Consider the following 17,692-nt stretch of genomic DNA (forward strand, 5'->3'; position numbering starts at 1 on the left):
GGAGGGGACCGGTCCGCGATCAGTCGTCGCCTCACAACTGTGAGGTTTTCTAGGGGGATTTGAGTAGGCATGGCCAATTTCTCGAAGTCGAACGTGCCGCAGTTCTCGGTGGACGTCTATCAGAACGAGTACCTGCCGGAGGGCGGCCGCGAGGTCAACGCGATCGTCACGGTGACCGCGACCGGCGGCGGCACGATCGGAGCCGCGGTCGCCGCACCCCATCTCTACACCGCAGGCCAGGGGCCCTCCGCGGCCGTCGCGATCATGGTCGACTGCTCGGGCTCCATGGACTACCCGCCAACCAAGATGCGCAACGCCCGCGACGCCACGGCCGCCGCGATCGACACCCTGCGCGACGGCGTGCACTTCGCGGTGATCGACGGCACCCATGTGGCCAGGGAGGTGTACCCGGGCAGCGGCCGGCTCGCGGTGGCCGACGCCACCACCCGCGACCAGGCCAAGCAGGCCCTGCGCAGGCTCAAGGCCGGCGGCGGTACGGCCATCGGCACCTGGCTGCGCCTCGCCGACCGGCTGCTGTCCTCGGCGGACGTCGCCATCCGCCACGGCATCCTGCTCACCGACGGCCGCAACGAACACGAGTCGGCGCAGGACCTCAAGGCCTCCCTCGACGCCTGTGCCGGACGTTTCACCTGTGACGCGAGGGGCGTGGGCACCGACTGGGAAGTGAAAGAAGTCACAGGAATCGCCTCCGCCCTCCTCGGCACCGCCGACATCGTGGCCGACCCGGCCGCCCTCGCCGCGGACTTCACGCAGATGATGGAGGCGGCCATGGGCAAGGAGGTCGCGGACGTCGCCCTGCGGGTGTGGACCCCGGTCGGCACCACGATCAAGTTCGTCAAGCAGGTCGCGCCCACCGTCGAGGAGTTGACCGACCGCCGCACCGAGGCCGGTCCGCGCGCCGGGGACTACCCCACCGGCTCCTGGGGAGACGAGTCCCGTGACTACCACGTCTGCGTCGAGGTCCCGGCCGCCCACCTGGGCCAGGAGATGCTCGCCGCCCGGGTCTCCCTGGTCGTGCCCCAACCCGACGGCAGCACACCGAACTTGGGCGCGCAGGGCCTGGTGAGGGCCGTATGGACCGACGACATGGTCGCCTCGACGTCCATCAACCCTCAGGTCGCGCACTACACCGGCCAGGCCGAACTGGCACAAGCCATCCAACAAGGGCTCGATCTGCGCAAAGCGGGCGATTTCGATGGAGCAACGGCCAAACTAGGCCGAGCCGTTCAGCTCGCGAACGACTCGGGGAACGCGGATACTGCGAAACTGCTTTCGAAGGTGGTCGACGTGGTCGACGCCACGACAGGTACTGTGCGACTGAAGGCGAAGGTCGAGGAGGCCGACGAGATGACTCTCGAGACCCGGTCGACAAAGACTGTTCGTGTAAAGAAGTAGACCGCTACCGACGTAGCAGTTCCCTGATCCGAGAGGGGGAAGCGCCGACATGCCGACCTGCCCGAACGGACACCAGTCGGGTTCCGACGACTGGTGCGAGGTCTGCGGTCACCGCATGGCCGGTGCCGTGCCTCCGCCCCCTCCGCCGCCGCCCGGTCCGGGCGGGGGCGGCTACGGCTTCCCGCCGCCGGGTGGGCCCGGTGGCCCCGGCGGTCAGCCTGGTGGACGTTCGCATCTGTCCGCCGTGCCGGACCACGAGCCGGAGCTCTGCCCGCAGTGCCGCACGCCCCGTGAGGGCGGTGCGCCCTTCTGCGAGGAGTGCCGGTGGAACTTCCTCACGAACACGGCGACCTCGTACACCCCGACCGCCCCGCGCCCGCCGGCCTCCGCGGGCGGTCCGCCCTCGCACTTCCAGCAGCAGTCGGCCCCCGGCCCGACCTTCGGCGGCGCCGACTCGTACGAGTACCAGGGCTCACGCCCGTCCCAGGTGAACCGGCCCGCGGAACCGATCCCGTTCGGCTCGGAGCCGTCCCGTCCTTCGGGTCCGGGCGGGGCCGGCGGGCCCGGTGCCGGGCCGGGTGGACCTGGCGGTCCCGGTGGCCCCGGCGGCTTCCCGGGTGATCCGTCGCGGCCCGGCGGAGCCGGTGGTCCTGGCGGTCCTGGCGGTCCCGGCGGCGGTCCCGGCGGTCCTGGTGCACCCGGCTCCTCCGGCCCTTCCGGTTTCCCCGGCGACCCGTCCCGTCCCGGCGGCCCCGGTCCCTCCGGATTCCCGGGCGGCTCTGGCGGCCCCGGTGGTCCCAGTCCCTCCGGTTTCCCGGGCGACCCCTCGCGTCCCGGCGGCCCCGGTGGCCCCGGCGGTCCCGGCGGCCCCGGCGCTGGTGGCCCGCAGGGCTTCCCGGGCGACCCCGGACGCCCGGGCGCTCCTGGTGGTCCCGGTCCCTCCGGTTTCCCCGGTGACCCCTCGCGCCCCGGTGGTCCAGGCCCTTCCGGTTTCCCCGGCGACCCGTCCCGCCCCGGCGGCCCCGGAGCCTCCGGTCCCGGCGGACCGGGTGGCCCTGGTGGTCCCGGCGGACCAGGTGGCCCCGGCGGCTACGGCTACCCGCAGCCCGGCACTCCCCAGGCCCCCGGCGGTCCCGGTGGCTACGGCTACCCCCAGCCCGGCAACGCCCAGGCCCCCTCCAGCCCCGGCGCCCCGCAGAGCTTCGGCGGCCCCGGCAGCACCCAGCCCGGTCCGGGCGGACCCGGCGGCCCGGGCGGACCCGGCAACCCGCAGGGCTTCGGTGCCGACCCCTCCCGTCCCGTCCCGCCGCCTCCCGGCCCGACCCCGCCCGTGGGCCCCGGTGCCACGAGCGGCGCGCCGCAGGGCTTCCAGGCGCAGGGCGCCCCGGCCCCGCCCGCCTACCCGCAGGAGACCGGCCGGCCGCAGCAGGGCGGTCCGTCCTTCGGCGGCGGCGGTGACGACTGGGTCATCTCCCCGCCGTCGTCCACCGCACCCGGCAGCCCCGGTGGCGGTCCCGGCGGACCGGGCGGCCCCGGCGGCTACGGCTACCCCCAGCCCGGCAACACCCAGGCCCCGCCCGCTCCTCCCGGCCAGTCCTTCCACCAGGGACCGATGACCTGGACGGCGACGATCGGCCCGGACCGCGAGTACTTCATGGCGATGATGCAGCGCTCCGGCCCCGAGGCCGCCGGGCTGAACCTGCCCGCGTACTCCCCCGAGCAGCAGCGTCAGCTCACCGGCAACCAGGTCACCATCGGCCGCCGCAGGCACTCCACCGGCGACACCCCCGACGTGGACCTCTCGGTGCCGCCGGAGGACCCGGGCGTCTCGCACCAGCACGCGGTGCTGGTCCAGCAGCCGGACGGCTCCTGGGCGGTCGTCGACCAGAACTCGACGAACGGCACGACGGTGAACGGCGCCGAGGAGCCGATCACCCCGTTCGTACCGGTACCGCTCCAGGACGGCGACCGGGTGCACGTGGGCGCCTGGACGACGATCACGATCCGCCGGGGCTAGAAGCCAGGGGCTACGGGACGGACGGTCCGGGGCCGACGAGCCACGGTCCCGTCACCTCACCGGAGGGGCCACGCGTAAGGTCCCTCCGGTTCGTCCAGCCACGCCCACTCCCGCTCCCCCGCGACCGTGACGCCGTACCGCTCCCGGCTCGGCTCGCCCTCCCGCTCCCACAGCGCGTACGCCTCCGGCGGTTCGAGGCTGCCCCGGCTCAGGGCCAGCAGGAAGCGGAACAGTTCACTCTCCCGGGCCCGGCGCGGCACCCCGCCCAGCTCGACGGACCCGCTCTCGCAGCGCCCCGCGCCCCTCAGCGGCACGAAGTAGGCGGGCGTGTGCAGGAACCGTCCCTCCGCGTACCCGGCGTCCCGCACGGTCAGGGCGATCAGGCCGGTGGCGAGCGGGGTCAGGACGCGGGCGCCGGGACGGCACTGGGCGAGCCAGGCCGGCGGGATCGACGGCAGGGCGCAGGTCGCGATGATCCGGTCGAAGGGGGCCCGTTCGGGCACCCCGCGGGCGCCGTCGCCGGTGACGACGACCGGGTGGTACCCGGCGGCGGACAGGTGGCCGCGCGCCGCCTCGGTGATCTCCGGTTCCAGGTCGACGGTGGTGACGAGACCGCCGTCGCCGAGCCGGTGGGCGAGCAGCGCCGCGTTGTAGCCGGTGCCCGCGCCGATCTCCAGCACCCGGTCGCCGTCCCGCACCCGCAGCTCGGTCAGCATCATCGCCATCAGCGAGGGCTGGCTGCTGGAGGAGACCAGCTCGCCGTCGCGCAGCCGGGTGGCCAGCGGGGCGTCGGCGTAGGCGCCGCGCACCCACAGCTCCCGCACGCGCGGGTCGCCGCTCTCGCCCCAGCGCCGCTCGTAGCCGCCCCGGACGCCGACGTAGTAGTACGGCACGAACAGATGCCGCGGCACCGCCTCGAAGGCGGCCCGCCACACCGGGTCGGCGGCCCAGGCCCCGCTCGCGTCGATCTCCCGGACCAGCGCGGCCCGCGCCGAGACGGCGAGTTCGGCGAGGTCCCTGTCGAGAGCGTGGGCGCCCATACGTCCACTGTGCACCCTGTCGCGGGCAGGTCCTAAGCCTTGAGTCCTGGGCCCACCCGTCTGAGACCATGGGACATGTGAAAGAGATCCGGCGCGGCACGCTTCAGACGCAGACCTTCTACGAGCAGGTCGGCGGGGAGGAGACCTTCCGCCGCCTCGTCCACCGTTTCTACGAGGGAGTCGCCGAGGACCCACTGCTGCGTCCCATGTACCCGGAGGAGGACCTCGGCCCGGCCGAGGAGCGCCTCGTGCTGTTCCTGATGCAGTACTGGGGCGGCCCGACGACGTACAGCGACAACCGCGGCCACCCGCGTCTGCGGATGCGGCACGCCCCCTTCGTCGTGGACCGCGCGGCGCACGACGCCTGGCTGCGGCACATGCGGGACGCCGTGGACGAGCTGGGGCTGTCCGAGGAGCACGAGACGCAGCTGTGGAACTACCTGACGTACGCGGCCGCTTCGATGGTGAACACCGCCGACTGATCGTTGATCACGCCGACTGATCGCTGATCACTGAGTCCCGGATTCCGGTCGTACGGCGCCGGATTCCGGTCACAATCCGGTCAAGCCCGCGCTACAAGCGCTTACCCGGCACCGACCCTCTCTGACATCCTCGCCCGGAGGTCTGGACAACACGGCGGGGGGCCGGGTGACGGGGTTCGGGGGAATCGCACGTTTCGTGTTCCTGCGCGCGCGGGCGCACCGGCTGCTGCTCGCGGCCGCGCTGCTCACGGTCCTGCTGACCACCGCGGTGCTGGCCACGCTCACCGCCTACTCCGGCGCGATCGGGGACGCGGCCCTGCGCCACGCCCTCCAGGACCCCCGCAACGCCGCCGACACCGCGCTGGTCGTCAAGGCCGACGTACCCGAGGAGCGCCGGAGGGCCGCCGACACCGCCGTACGCAAGGTGGCGCGGCAGACCTTCGACGGGCTGCCGGTGACCGTGCGGACGCTGCTCCGGTCCGGCCCGTACGCGCTGCCGCGGTCGCTCCAGCCGGAGTCGGAGCGCTCCGGGGACCCGGATCTGACGCACTTCGCGGCGCTGGACCGGAGCCGGGTGCGGCTGGTCGAGGGGCGGCCGCCGCGGCCCGCGGACGGGCTGGTCGAGGTGGCGCTCCCGCAGTCCGCGGCCCGCGCCCTCGGTCTCGGCCCCGGCGACCGCCTCACCCTCGCCGACCGGCTGCGCGGCCCCGCCGTGCACATCACGGTGACCGGCCTCTACCGGCCCGTCCGCGCCGACGACCCGTACTGGCTCCTCGACGACCTGCACGGGCGGGGCGTCAACAAGCTCGATTTCACGACGTACGGCCCTCTGCTCGCCGATCCCGGCGTGCTGGCCGACGGCACGGTGAGCGTCGCGGCGTCGGGCTGGCTGGCGTCGGCCGACTTCGCGGCGGTGACGACCGCGCGCAGCGACGCGCTGCGGGAGGCGGCCCTGGCCGGGAACGCGGCGCTGCGCAAGGAGCCCTCCCTGGGCGGCGCGACGACGGCGTCGACCTCGCTGCCCGAGGTCCTCGACCACACCGACCGCTCCCTGCTCGTCTCCCGCTCCACCCTGCTGATCGTCGCCCTCCAGCTGGTGCTGCTCGCGGGCTGTGCCCTGCTGCTGGTGGCGGGGCTGCTGAGCAGTGAACGCACCGGTGAGAGCAGGCTGTTGCTGGCCCGCGGCGCCTCCCGGGCCCGGATCGCGGGCCTCGCCGCCCTGGAGGGCGTGCTGCTCGCGGTGCCCGCGCTGCTCTGCGCCCCGCTGCTCGCCGGTCCGCTGACCCGACTCCTCGCCGGGCGGGGGCCGTTGGCCCGGATCGGGCTGCGCCTGGAGGTGCCGTGGAGCGGGCGGCCCGGGGTGTGGCTGGTGGCCGCCGCGGTGGCGCTCGGGTGTGCGCTGGCGGTGACGCTGCCCGCGCTGACCTCCTCGTTCGCGCGCGGCCGGGCCCGTGCGCTGCCCGGAGCGGTGCGCGCGGGGGCGGATGTCGGGCTGCTGGCCGTGGCCGGGGTCGCCTACTGGCAGCTCGGCCGGCAGACCTCCGGTGCCATGACCGACGACTCCTCCGGCACCCTGGGCGTGGATCCGCTGCTGGTGGCGGCGCCCGCGCTCGCGCTGCTGGCCGGGACCGTGCTGACGCTGCGGCTGCTGCCGCCGCTGGCCCGGCTCGCCGAGCGCCGGGCGGCCGGCGGGCGCGGGCTGACCGCGGCGCTGGCGGGCTGGCAGATCGCCCGCCGCCCGATGCGCGGGGCGGGCCCGGTACTGCTGCTGGTCCTCGCGACGGCGCTGGGCATGCTGGCGATCGGACAGGGCGCCTCCTGGGACCGTTCGCAGTCCGACCAGGCGGACTTCCGGGCCGGGACGGCGGTGCGGGTGCTGGCCTCCGGCGAGTCCGGTCCCGGCCGGACCGAGGAGTACGCGGCCGTCCCCGGGGTACGGCGGGCCGCCACCGCCGTCCGCTCCGAACTCCCCTTGTCCGGCAGCCGGGTGGCGACCGTGCTGGCCCTGGACACCTCGCGCGCCGCGCCGCTGATCCGCTCCGACCTGCACTCCGGACCGCTCCTCCAGGGCCTGGGCCCCGAGGGCGCGACGGCGGGCGTGCCGGTGCCCGCGGACACCGCCCGGCTGCGGCTGACGACGGTGCTGCGCGGCCCGGTGCCGAGCACGACGGCCGAGGTCGCCGTCACCCTGGAGGACCGCTACGGCACTCCGTACCGCGTCCCGGCCGGCCAACTCCCCGCCGACGGACGGTCCCACGCCCTCGACGTCGAGGTGTCAGGCGGCCCGCTGACCCTCACCGCACTGGAGCTGGTCGTCCCGGTACCGGGCGGCGAGGCGGAGCAACACCACTTCACCGTAGCCGAGTTGACCGCCACGAGCACCGAAGGGGCGGTACGGCGGCTGCCGTTGCCCACGTCCTGGAAGGCCGGCTCGCAGAGCGACGGGCTGAACCTCGCGCCGGGCGACAAGAACAGACCCGCCAAGCCGCGCCTGAGTTCGGGCGCGGGGCGGGTGACGGTGGACTACGGCACCGGGTTCATCCCGTTCGACGACACCTGGAGCGTGGCCGCCCTGACGGTACGGATGCAGGTGCCGCAGCCCAGGACTCCCACGGTGGCGGCCGTCGCGACCGAGCGGTTCCTCACCTCGGCGGGCTCCTCCCTCGGGGAGACCGTGGACGTGCCGCTGGGCGGCGAGACCGTACCGGTGCGGATCGTGCGCTCGGTGAAGGAGCTGCCCACCGCCTCGGACGACGGCGGGGCCCTGCTGGTCGATCTGCGGTCCGTGAACCGGGTGTTGCAGGCGCGGTACGGGCGGGGCGTGGAGCCGACCGAGTGGTGGCTGTCCGTCCGGCCGGACGCCTCGGACCGGGTCGCGCGGGCGCTGCGGGCCAGGGCGGACGTGGACCCCGCGCAGGTGATCGTGCGGGACGAACTCGCCGGGCAGCTGCGCGACGACCCGTTCGGCGCCGGTCCCGAGGCCGCGTTCGCGGCGGCGGCCGGGGTGGCGGCGGCACTGGCCGCGGTCGGGTTCGCGGTGAGCGCGGCGGGGTCGCTGCGGGAGCGCGGCGCCGAGTTCGCCGTACTGCGCGCCCTCGGGGCCCCGCGCCGCCGGCTGGCCCGCGCGGTCGCCGTGGAGCAGAGCTTCCTGGTGGTGCTGGCGCTGCTGGTCGGCGCGCTGCTGGGCGCGGTCCTGACCCGTGCGGTGGTCCCGCTGATCGTGCTGACGGACGAGGCGGCCCGACCGGTCCCGCCGGTGCTGGTCCAACTCCCGCTCGCCCGGGCGGCCGTACTGCTGGCGGCGGTGGCCCTCGCCCCGCTCCTGGTCACGGCGGCGCTCGCGCTGCGACGGGCGGATCCGGCGCGGGCGCTGCGTGAAGGGGGTGAGTGAGGTGCGGGGTCTCTTCTCGCGTGGTGTGCGGGGGCTGTTCTCGCGTGGTGTGCGGGGGCTGTTCTCGCGTGGAGCGAGCCGGTCACCCTCCGGTGGAATGAGTGGGCTCCCCTCCGACGGAGTGAGTGGGCTCCCCTCCCGCGGAGCGAGCCGGTTCTTCTCGCGCGGGGCCGTGCGGGTGACCGCGCCCTGGGTCCGTACCCGGCTGCGGACCGCGCCCGGGACCGCGTGCGCGCTCGCGCTGCTGGTCGCGCTGACGGCGTGCCTCGCCGCCGCGTTCCCGCGGGCCGTCGACCGGTACGAGGACGCCGGGCTGCGCCGGGCCGCCGAGCAGGCCCGCCCCGACCGGACCGGCATCCTGGTGTACGCCCCGCCGCCGTCCCCGATGGAGCCGGCCCGGATGCGCGAGGACGGCCTCCGCCCCGACGCACTGGCCCGGCGGTACGCCGAGATCCGCGCCGAACTCCCGGACCCGCTCGTCCTGGACCGCGCCCAGTCGGCGTACGGCGTCCGCACCACCGTGAACATCGCGGTCCCCGACCCGTGGCTGCCGAGGCCGACCGGGAAGCCCGCGGAGGTGAACCTGATCGCCCAGAGCGGTCTCGCCGCCCACTCCTCCGTCGCCCGGGGCCGGTTGCCGCGCGCGGCCGGCCATGTCACCTCCGGCACCACGGAGGTGGAGGCCGCGGTCTCCGCCGAGACCGCCAAGTCCCTGCACATCAAGGTGGGTTCGGTCATCCACGCCCCCGCCGCGGGACGTACCCTCGCGGTCCGCGTCACGGGCATCGTCACCCCGCGCGACCCCGAGGGCGCCTACTGGTCCACCAAGTCCCTGCTGCGCACCCCGGCCCTGATCCGCGAGCCCGCGCCGTCCGTCGACATGTACTGGCTCGGCGCCCTCCTCCTCGCCCCCGAGGCCGCCCCGGTTCTGCTGGCCACCCCCGGAAACCCGGAACGCTACTGGCAGTTGGCCCCGTCCGAGCAGGCGCTGCGGGCCCGCGACACCCCGGCCCTGCGCTCCGCGCTCGCCTCCCTGGAGGCCGGCCCCGCGCTGCGGAAGGTGCGCCTGAAGATCGACGGCGAACCGACCGAGATGATGGTGTACGAGGGGCAGACCGACATCACCACCGACCTCGACGAGGTCCTCATCGCCTACGACCGGCTGCGCGAGGGGGTCGCCCCGCTCGTCGCGGTCGCCGCGTTCGGCACCGGCGCGGTGGCCGTCGTGGTCCTCCTGATGGCGGGCGGCCTCACCGCGGACCGCCGCCGCACCGAACTCGCCCTGCTGCGCGCCCGCGGCGCCTCCCTGCGCGGCCTCACCACCCGCCTGTTCACGGAGACGGCGGTCGTGGCCGTCCCCGCGGGCGCCCTGGGCCTGGCCGCCGCGCTGCTCACGGTCCCCGAGGGCCGCGCCGCCTACGCGGTCGCGGCCGCCGTGGCGGTCACCGCGGTCACCTGCGCGGCCCTCCCCCTCCGCGCCGCGGCCGCCCACCGGCGGGTCCGCGTCCACACCGGCCGCGAGGACGTCTCGTCCGTACGGCCGTCCCGGCGCCGTACGGTCGCCGAGCTGACGTTGCTGGTACTGGCGGCGGGGGCGGTGGAGACGCTACGGCGTCGCGGCACCTCCGGCTCCTCCGGTCAACTCGTCTCGCTGGCACCGGTGTTGGTGGGGGTGATCGCCGCGCTGGTCCTGGTCCGGCTCTACCCCCTCCCGCTGCGCGGCCTGGCCCGCCCCGCCGCCCGGCTGCGCGGTGCGGTGGCCCATCTGTCGCTGGCCAGGGCGGGCCGCACCTCGGCATCGGCGGTCCTGCCCCTGCTCGCCCTGCTGACCGCCCTGACGACGGCGGCCTTCGGCGGCTCGGTCCTCGCCGGTGTGCGCGAGGCCCGCGACCACGCGGCGCTCCTCGCGGTCGGCGCCGACGCCCGCGTGGAGACGGTGGCACCGCTCCCGTCGGACCTGCCGGACCGGCTGCGCCGTACGCCGGGGGTGAGCGCACTGTCGGAGGTGAGCGTGGCCTACGAGGCGAAGCCGGAGAGCGGGCCGCAGACGGTGCCGCTGGTCGGGGTGGACCCGGCGGACTACTCGGCGCTGGCGAGGGGGACGGGGCTGGGCGCGTTCCCGGAGGCCCGGCTCCGGGCATCCGGAAGCTCCGGTGACTCCGGTGACTCCGGTGACTCCGGTAACCCCAGTGACCCCGGTGACTCCGGTAGCTCCAGCGGCTCCGGGAAGCCCGTCCCGGCGCTCGCCTCCGAGGCCACCGCGCGGACGTACGGCACCCGCCCCTTCCCGGTGCTCCTCCCGGACGGCGACACCGTCACCGTCCGCATCACGGCGGTCCGCGACCGCACCCCCGCGGTGACCGGTTCGGACTTCCTGGTGGTGGACCGCGAGGCCCTGCCGAAATCGGCGTCCCGCACAACGGCGCTGCTGCTGACGGGAAGCGACCTGAGCGGCGCCGCCCTGCGCAAGGCGGCCCCGAAGGACGCGTCCGTGCATCTGCGCTCGGAGGAACGCGCGCGCTTCGTCGACTCCCCGCTCCAGTCCGGCGCGGAACGCGTCTATACGACGGCGGTGGCGGCCGGCACCGGCTACGCGGTCCTGGCGCTGCTCCTGTCCCTCCTCCGCGCGGCCCCCGAACGCACGGCGCTGCTGGCCCGCCTGCGCACCATGGGCCTCACCCGCTCCCAGTCCCGCCGCCTCCTGATCCTGGAGTCCCTGCCCCAGGCGGCCCTGGCCGCCCTGGGCGGTGTCCTCACGGGCTGGGCCACGATCCTGCTCCTCTCCCCGGGCATCGACCTGACGGCCATCGCGCTCCCGTCGGCCGGACCCTCCTCGTCCGGCACGGAGTTGCGCACGGACGCGCTGTCCCTGGCGATCCCGGCGGTGTCGGTCCTGCTGCTGGCGGTGGGGATGGGGGTCGGCCAGGCGTGGTGGTCGGGGAGACGGGGATCGGTGCGGGAGTTGAGGGCGGGGGACGCGAGATGAACGACCTCGGCAACTGTTCAGGAGACGTCCGATGACCACGAACCCGACCCTCACCGACCTCGCGCAGAAGGCCACCCAGGCCCGCAACAGCCCCACCTACGGCCATGACGCCCTGATCACCTGCGACCGGCTGGTCCGCATCTTCACCACGGACGGCGTCGAGGTCCAGGCCCTCCAGGGTCTCGACCTCCTCGTCCGCGAGGGCGAACTCCTCGCTCTCGTGGGCGCGTCCGGCAGCGGCAAGTCGACCCTGATGAACATCCTCGCGGGCCTGGACACCCCCACCGCGGGCGCGGCCAGGGTCGCGGGCCACGACCTGCTCACGATGACCGCGAAGGACCGTCTGTCCTACCGCCGCAGGACCGTCGGCTTCGTCTGGCAGCAGACCTCCCGCAACCTCCTGCCCTATCTCACCGCGGCCCAGAACATCACCCTCCCCCTCCAGCTCTCCGGCGCCCGCCGCGCATCCCGCCGCGCGGCCGGTGAACGCGCCCTGGAACTCCTGGAGTTGCTGGAGGTGGCGGACTGCCGGGACCGCCGCCCGCACCAGATGTCGGGCGGTCAGCAGCAACGCGTGGCGATAGCGGTCGCGTTGGCCAACGACCCCGCGGTCCTCCTGGCCGACGAGCCGACCGGCGAACTCGACTCCCACACCGCGGAACAGATCTTCGCCGCGTTCCGTACGGCCAACGAACGGCTCGGCACGACGATCGTCATCGTCACCCACGACCAGGCCGTGGCCGGCGAGGTCCGCCGCACGGTGGCCATCAGGGACGGCCGTACCTCCACCGAGGTCCTGCGCAGAAGCGAGGTGGACGCGACCACGGGCCACGAGACCCTCGTGGCCCGCGAGTACGCGATGCTGGACCGGGCGGGCCGCCTCCAGCTCCCGAAGGAGTACACGCAGGCCCTGGGCATGCGCGACCGGGTGGCGCTGGAACTGGAGCCGGACCACATCGGTGTCTGGCCGGACGACAGCACGCACCGCGACGGCCGGGAGTGATCAGCGCACGCTGACGCCCAGCAGGCCAAGTCCCCCCTGCCGTACGGCGATCGAGCCGTACGGCGTGCGCAGCCGCAGCCACGCTCCCGACGACAGGAGCGCCAACTCCCCGTCGGCCCGCAGGAATCCGAGCGACTGGGCGGCGTGCACGGCCCGCACGGGAAGTCCCGTGTCGCCCACGGTCCGGGACCAGATGTCCCGCCCGATCAGGTCGAGTGCGGCCCGGGTACGGCCCTCGGGCCCCAACTCCTCGGTACGGGACCGGAATTCACCGATCCCGGCCCGGACGAGCGCCCGCAGCGCGTCGACCGCGGGCAGCCCGGTGACCGCTCGCCAGCCGCCGCGCGGGGGCAGCACCCCGGCCCACGGCGGTCCGGTCACCGCTCCCGGGACCAGGGCGGTGACCGCGGCCTCATCGACGGACTCCAGCAACTCCCCCGCGGACACGGTCACATCGAGGCTGACGTCGAGTCCGTTCTCGTACGGCTTCGCCAGCCGTACCGCCCGGATCGCCAGTACCTCGAAGGACGGCGGGCGTCCGAAGACGGCGAGCGCGGTGCCGGTGGCCTGGAGGCGCACGGCGGCCGAGCGGTCGTAGTGGAGGAGCCGGGAGAGGAAGGCCGCGAGGTCCGCCGCCTCCCCCTCGTCGGCGAGGTGGAGCACCGTCATGCGGCGACGGCCTCCTCCTTGTTGTCACCGGGAGCCGGGTCGTCCGTGTACTCCTGGAGGAACTCGCGCTCCTCCGCGGTGATCCGGCGCGGCCGCTGGGCCTCGAAGTCGAACGGCACGACCACCGTCGAGGCCCGGACGTAGACGAGGTCGTCGTCCTTCACCTCGTAGGTGATGGTGAAGGACGCCGCCCTTATCTGCGAGACCCACAGCTCGATGTCGACCGGGTGGTGCCGGTGCACGAGCTGCCGCTTGTAGTCGATCTCATGGCGGGCCACCACGGACCCCTGCTGGAAGTCCTTCTCCGGGCGGAAGAGGAAGTCGATCCTGGCTTCCTCCAAGTACCGCACGAAGACGGCGTTGTTGACATGGCCGTAGGCGTCCATGTCCGACCAGCGCAGGGGACAACGGTAGATGTGCCGCAAGATCAGCCCCGGGTCAGCTTCTTGTAGGTGGCGCGGTGCGGACGCGCCGCGTCCGGGCCGAGCCGCTCGACCTTGTTCTTCTCGTACGACTCGAAGTTGCCCTCGAACCAGAACCACTTGGACTCGCCCTCGTAGGCGAGGATGTGCGTGGCGACCCGGTCCAGGAACCAGCGGTCGTGGGAGACGACCACGGCCGCACCCGGGAACTCAAGGAGCGCGTTCTCCAGCGAGCCGAGGGTCTCGACGTCGAGGTCGTTGGTCGGCTCGTCGAGGAGCAGCAGGTTGCCGCCCTGCTTGAGGGTGAGCGCGAGGTTGAGGCGGTTGCGCTCACCGCCGGAGAGCACACCGGCCGGCTTCTGCTGGTCCGGGCCCTTGAAGCCGAACGCGGACACGTACGCCCGGGACGGCATCTCGACCTGGCCGACGTTGATGTAGTCCAGCTCGTCGGAGACGACGGCCCACAGCGTCTTCTTCGGGTCGATGTTGGCGCGGCTCTGGTCGACGTAGGAGATCTTGACGGTCTCGCCGACCTTGATGGAGCCGGAGTCCGGCTCCTCCAGGCCCTGGATCATCTTGAAGAGGGTGGTCTTGCCGGCGCCGTTCGGGCCGATGACGCCGACGATGCCGTTGCGCGGCAGCGTGAAGCTGAGGTCGTCGATCAGGACCTTGTCGCCGAAGCCCTTGGTGAGGTTCCTGACCTCGACGACGATGCTGCCGAGCCGCGGGCCCGGCGGGATCTGGATCTCCTCGAAGTCCAGCTTCCGCATCTTGTCGGCCTCGGCCGCCATCTCCTCGTACCGGGCGAGACGGGCCTTGGACTTGGCCTGACGCCCCTTGGCGTTGGACCGCACCCACTCCAGCTCTTCCTTGAGCCGCTTGGCGCGCTTGGCGTCCTTCGCGCCCTCGACCTTGAGACGGGTCTGCTTGGTCTCCAGGTACTTGGAGTAGTTGCCCTCGTAGCCGTGCAGACGGCCGCGGTCGACCTCGCAGATCCAGCCCGCGACGTTGTCCAGGAAGTACCGGTCGTGGGTCACGGCCACGATGGTGCCCTCGTACTTGGCGAGGTGCTGCTCCAGCCAGTTCACCGACTCGGCGTCGAGGTGGTTGGTGGGCTCGTCGAGAAGCAGCAGGTCAGGGGCCTCAAGCAGCAGCTTGCAGAGCGCCACGCGCCGCTTCTCACCACCGGAGAGGTTGGTGACGGCCCAGTCGCCCGGGGGGCACCCGAGGGCGTCCATGGCCTGCTCCAGCTGGGCGTCGAGGTCCCACGCGTTGGCGTGGTCGAGCTCTTCCTGGAGCTTGCCCATCTCGTCGAGCAGCGCGTCGCTGTAGTCGGTGGCCATCAGCTCGGCGATCTCGTTGAACCGGTCGAGCTTGCCCTTGACCTCGGACACACCCTCCTGGACGTTCTCCAGGACGGTCTTCTCCTCGTTGAGCGGCGGCTCCTGCAGCAGGATCCCGACCGTGTACCCCGGCGACAGGAACGCGTCACCGTTCGACGGCTGCTCAAGGCCCGCCATGATCTTCAGAATGGTCGACTTACCGGCACCGTTCGGGCCGACCACACCGATCTTCGCGCCAGGCAGGAAGTTCAGCGAGACGTCGTCAAGGATGACCTTGTCGCCGATTGCCTTGCGCGTCTTGCGCATGGTGTAGATGTACTCAGCCAAGAGAAACCGTCCGGCAGCTTGAAATCTGGCAGTGGGCAGATACAACCCATCTTGCCTGAGGTCCACCCTTGGGTGGTAACCCGTTTGGTCGGGGGGCTGTGAGCTGGGGGTTTCGTCGGGCGTGGATACGGTCAGCCCGATTGATCCGGGCTCTGGTCCGGGCTGCGGGAGAAGGCCGTGTCGCCGGCCGTCGCCACGATCGCGTCCTTGACCAGCAGGACTCGGGGCGTGGAGTCCTGGGCCTTGTCGCCGGGGTCGTCGAGGGCGGGGGTGCGCCAGATCTCCGCTCCGGTGCGGGTGTCCAGGGCGAGGAGGCGGCCGAAGCGGTTGGAGAAGTAGACCCGCCCGTACTTCGCCGACACCACGGGCGCGGACAGGCTCTCCACGTCCGTCGCCTTCTGCCAGAGCTGCTTGCCGCTGGCCGCCGACACCGCGGTGACCGACCCGTTGGACCGCACGAAGTAGACGACGCCGTTCACGAGGGTGGCGGTGCCGGTCAGCGGGCGGGTCAGCGGGGTCCGCTCGATCTTGCCGGTCTTCGGGTCCACCCGCAGCAGCGCGTTGTACGGCCGCTCGTACCCGGACTCGTACACGTCCTTCGCGGTCTGCGGGGCCAGGAAGAGCGGCTGCCCGTCGACGGCGCCGAGCGCTTCCGCCTTCTTGGGCAGCGTGGCGGTCTCGGTCAGGCTGCCGGAGGTGAGCCTCATCAGGGCGACGGGCGCCTGACCGGCCTCGGTGCCGGCCGAGCACAGGGCGTAGGGGGCGCCTCCCAGGACCGACGTGGTGCAGTACTCGTCGAGCGCGGCCGCCTGCCACAGCTCCTTGCCGGAGTCGTCGTACGCGACGAAGGACGAGCGGTCGGGGGACATGGCCAGCAGTCCGCCGTCGAACGGGATCACCGGCGCGGCCTTGTTGATGTCACGCTGCCACCGCGTCTTCCCGGTCCCGGCGTCGAGGGCCACCAGGCGCCGGACCGTGTCGTCCGGGTCCTCGTACGTGTAGACCAGCCCGTCGCGGACGCCGATCGGCCGCACCCCCTGGGGCCGGGTGCCGGTGTGCCACAGAATGCGGCCGGTGGCGGCGTCGACCCTGGCGGCCGTGAATCCCGTACCGCCGCAGAACAGGGCGTCGCCCTGCGCCACGCATCCGAGGTCCTGGTAGTCGAGGGGAATGCCCTTCACGTCGGTGCGCAGGGCCGTGCGCCATTCGCGCCAGCCCGCGGGCAGGGACGCGGCGGGGGTGGTTCCGGTGGCGGTGCCGGTGGCGCCGGAGGCGGAGTTCGCGTCTCCGTTCGCCACGAATACGGCCGCCCCGACGCCGAGTCCTGTGACGGCCAGTACGGTGCCGAGACCGGCCAGCAGCATCCGGGCCCGGCGTCTGCGGCCGGCGCCGGCCGGGGTGCCCGCGGCGGTGGCGTCGGCGGTGCCGCCCGCCGAGGTGGGGACCGCGCCCGGGGAGGTGGGTGCCGCCCCCGCCGAGGTGGGCCGGGGCCGGCGCTTCACGGCGCCCACGGCTCTCGGGGCCGCGGTGACGTCGGACTCCGGCAGCGCCTGGAACGAGCGGTGCAGGTCCGCCAGTTCGGGACGCGCGGCCGGGTCCTTGTCGAGGCAGCTCCCGACGAGGCCCAGCAGCGCTTCGGGCACCCCGTCGAGGTCCGGGGACTCGTACATCACCTGGTAGCCGGTCATGTACGGGGTGTCTGCGTCGAACGGCCCGGTCCCCACGGCCGCGAACACCAGCAGCGACCCGAGCGAGAACACGTCCGAGGCGGGCGTGACGTCCCGGGGCGAGGCCAGCTGTTCCGGTGACATGAAGGGCGGGGTGCCGATCACGTTGCCGGTCATGGTCAGGCTCTGGTTGTCGGAGGCGCGCGAGATGCCGAAGTCGATGACGCGCGGCCCGTCCTCGGTCATCAGGACGTTGCTCGGCTTGAGATCCCGGTGCACCAGGCCCACGCGGTGGATGTCCCGCAGCGCCTCGGCGAGCCCGAGGCCGAGCGTGCGCAGCTCCCGCTGGCTCAACGGGCCGTTCTTCTCCACGACTTCGGAGAGGGTGAGCCCCGGCACGTACAGCGTCGCCATCCAGGGGCGCTCGGCGTCCGGATCGGCGTCCACGACCGGCGCGGTGAAGGCGCCGCTCACTCTGCGCGCCGCCGCGATCTCCTGCCGGAAGCGGGTACGGAACTCCTCCTGCTGCGCGTACGACCCGTGCACGAGCTTGACCGCGACCTGCCGCCCCGAGGCGGAGACCCCGAGATAGACGACTCCCATGCCGCCCGCCCCGAGTCTGCCGAGAAGGGTGTACCCGCCTATGGACTCCGGGTCCCCGGCGCTCAGCGGCGTCATCACCGATCATCCTTCCCAGCAGCGGCCTCCGTCACGATCATCAGACTAGGGCCTGCCACCCGGGAAGCGGAGCCGCACCTGGGATGAGCGGTGCGTGTGCGCCTCTGAGCAGGGGGAACCACGGAAATCATTGAGTCCCGGAGCCCTGAAGCCCTGGAGTGCCGGAGTCTCGGAGTGCCGGAGCCCTGGAGTCCCGGAGTGCCGGAGGAGCACCGCCCCACCTCACCAGCCGACTCCGACTCCGAATCCGC

11 protein-coding genes are annotated in these 17,692 nt (G+C 73.5%); 6 read left to right on the forward strand and 5 right to left on the reverse strand.

The features are described 5' to 3' along the window. Nucleotides 1-69 precede the first annotated feature (69 nt). Both G3I78_RS22595 and G3I78_RS22600 read left to right on the forward strand, forming a co-directional pair. On the forward strand, nucleotides 70-1,416 hold the full coding sequence (locus tag G3I78_RS22595) for a VWA domain-containing protein (protein ID WP_164427430.1): 1,347 nt from the start codon (nucleotides 70-72) through the stop codon (nucleotides 1,414-1,416). A gap of 49 nt (nucleotides 1,417-1,465) precedes the next feature. After that, a complete protein-coding gene (locus G3I78_RS22600; protein ID WP_164427432.1) occupies nucleotides 1,466-3,433 on the forward strand; it encodes an FHA domain-containing protein in 1,968 nt (655 codons plus the stop codon). A 56-nt stretch (nucleotides 3,434-3,489) separates the two neighbouring features. On the opposite strand, the gene G3I78_RS22605 is transcribed toward G3I78_RS22600, so the two are convergent. Further along, entirely contained in the window at nucleotides 3,490-4,473 is a 984-nt protein-coding gene (locus G3I78_RS22605) for a methyltransferase domain-containing protein (protein WP_164427434.1), read from the reverse strand. 68 nt (nucleotides 4,474-4,541) lie between these two features. On the opposite strand from G3I78_RS22605, the gene G3I78_RS22610 reads away from it, so the two are divergent. The 4 genes from G3I78_RS22610 (at nucleotide 4,542) to G3I78_RS22625 (ending at nucleotide 12,335) form a co-directional block, all read left to right on the forward strand. Continuing rightward, nucleotides 4,542-4,955: a globin gene (locus G3I78_RS22610; RefSeq protein WP_203615362.1), complete on the forward strand. Its 414-nt coding sequence runs from the start codon at nucleotides 4,542-4,544 to the stop codon at nucleotides 4,953-4,955. Between the two features lie 196 nt (nucleotides 4,956-5,151). After that, on the forward strand, nucleotides 5,152-8,346 hold the full coding sequence (locus G3I78_RS22615; protein WP_343243818.1) for an FtsX-like permease family protein: 3,195 nt from the start codon (nucleotides 5,152-5,154) through the stop codon (nucleotides 8,344-8,346). Nucleotides 8,347-8,443: 97 nt separating this feature from the next. After that, nucleotides 8,444-11,332 (forward strand): FtsX-like permease family protein, encoded by a 2,889-nt coding sequence (locus G3I78_RS22620; RefSeq protein ID WP_164427439.1) that lies wholly within the window; start codon nucleotides 8,444-8,446, stop codon nucleotides 11,330-11,332. 31 nt (nucleotides 11,333-11,363) lie between these two features. After that, the gene (locus G3I78_RS22625; RefSeq protein WP_164427441.1) at nucleotides 11,364-12,335 is read left to right on the forward strand and encodes an ABC transporter ATP-binding protein; all 972 of its coding nucleotides are present in this window, start codon (nucleotides 11,364-11,366) and stop codon (nucleotides 12,333-12,335) included. Here G3I78_RS22625 and G3I78_RS22630 read toward each other — a convergent pair whose 3' ends face one another. From G3I78_RS22630 to G3I78_RS22645, 4 genes are all read right to left on the reverse strand, one after another. After that, complete coding sequence (locus G3I78_RS22630; protein ID WP_164427443.1) at nucleotides 12,336-13,004, reverse strand: hypothetical protein; 669 nt, start codon at nucleotides 13,002-13,004, stop codon at nucleotides 12,336-12,338. Further along, nucleotides 13,001-13,429, reverse strand: a complete 429-nt coding sequence (locus tag G3I78_RS22635; protein WP_164427444.1) for a thioesterase family protein — start codon at nucleotides 13,427-13,429, stop codon at nucleotides 13,001-13,003. Before G3I78_RS22635 ends, G3I78_RS22630 begins: the two co-directional genes overlap by 4 nt. 2 nt (nucleotides 13,430-13,431) lie before the next feature. Beyond that, nucleotides 13,432-15,096: an energy-dependent translational throttle protein EttA gene (gene ettA, locus G3I78_RS22640; RefSeq protein WP_164427446.1), complete on the reverse strand. Its 1,665-nt coding sequence runs from the start codon at nucleotides 15,094-15,096 to the stop codon at nucleotides 13,432-13,434. A 131-nt stretch (nucleotides 15,097-15,227) separates the two neighbouring features. After that, on the reverse strand, nucleotides 15,228-17,441 hold the full coding sequence (locus G3I78_RS22645; RefSeq protein ID WP_164427447.1) for a serine/threonine-protein kinase: 2,214 nt from the start codon (nucleotides 17,439-17,441) through the stop codon (nucleotides 15,228-15,230). Nucleotides 17,442-17,692: the final 251 nt, after the last annotated feature.

It is taken from the genome of Streptomyces sp. SID13726 (genome assembly GCF_010548375.1).
GTDB lineage: Bacteria > Actinomycetota > Actinomycetes > Streptomycetales > Streptomycetaceae > Streptomyces.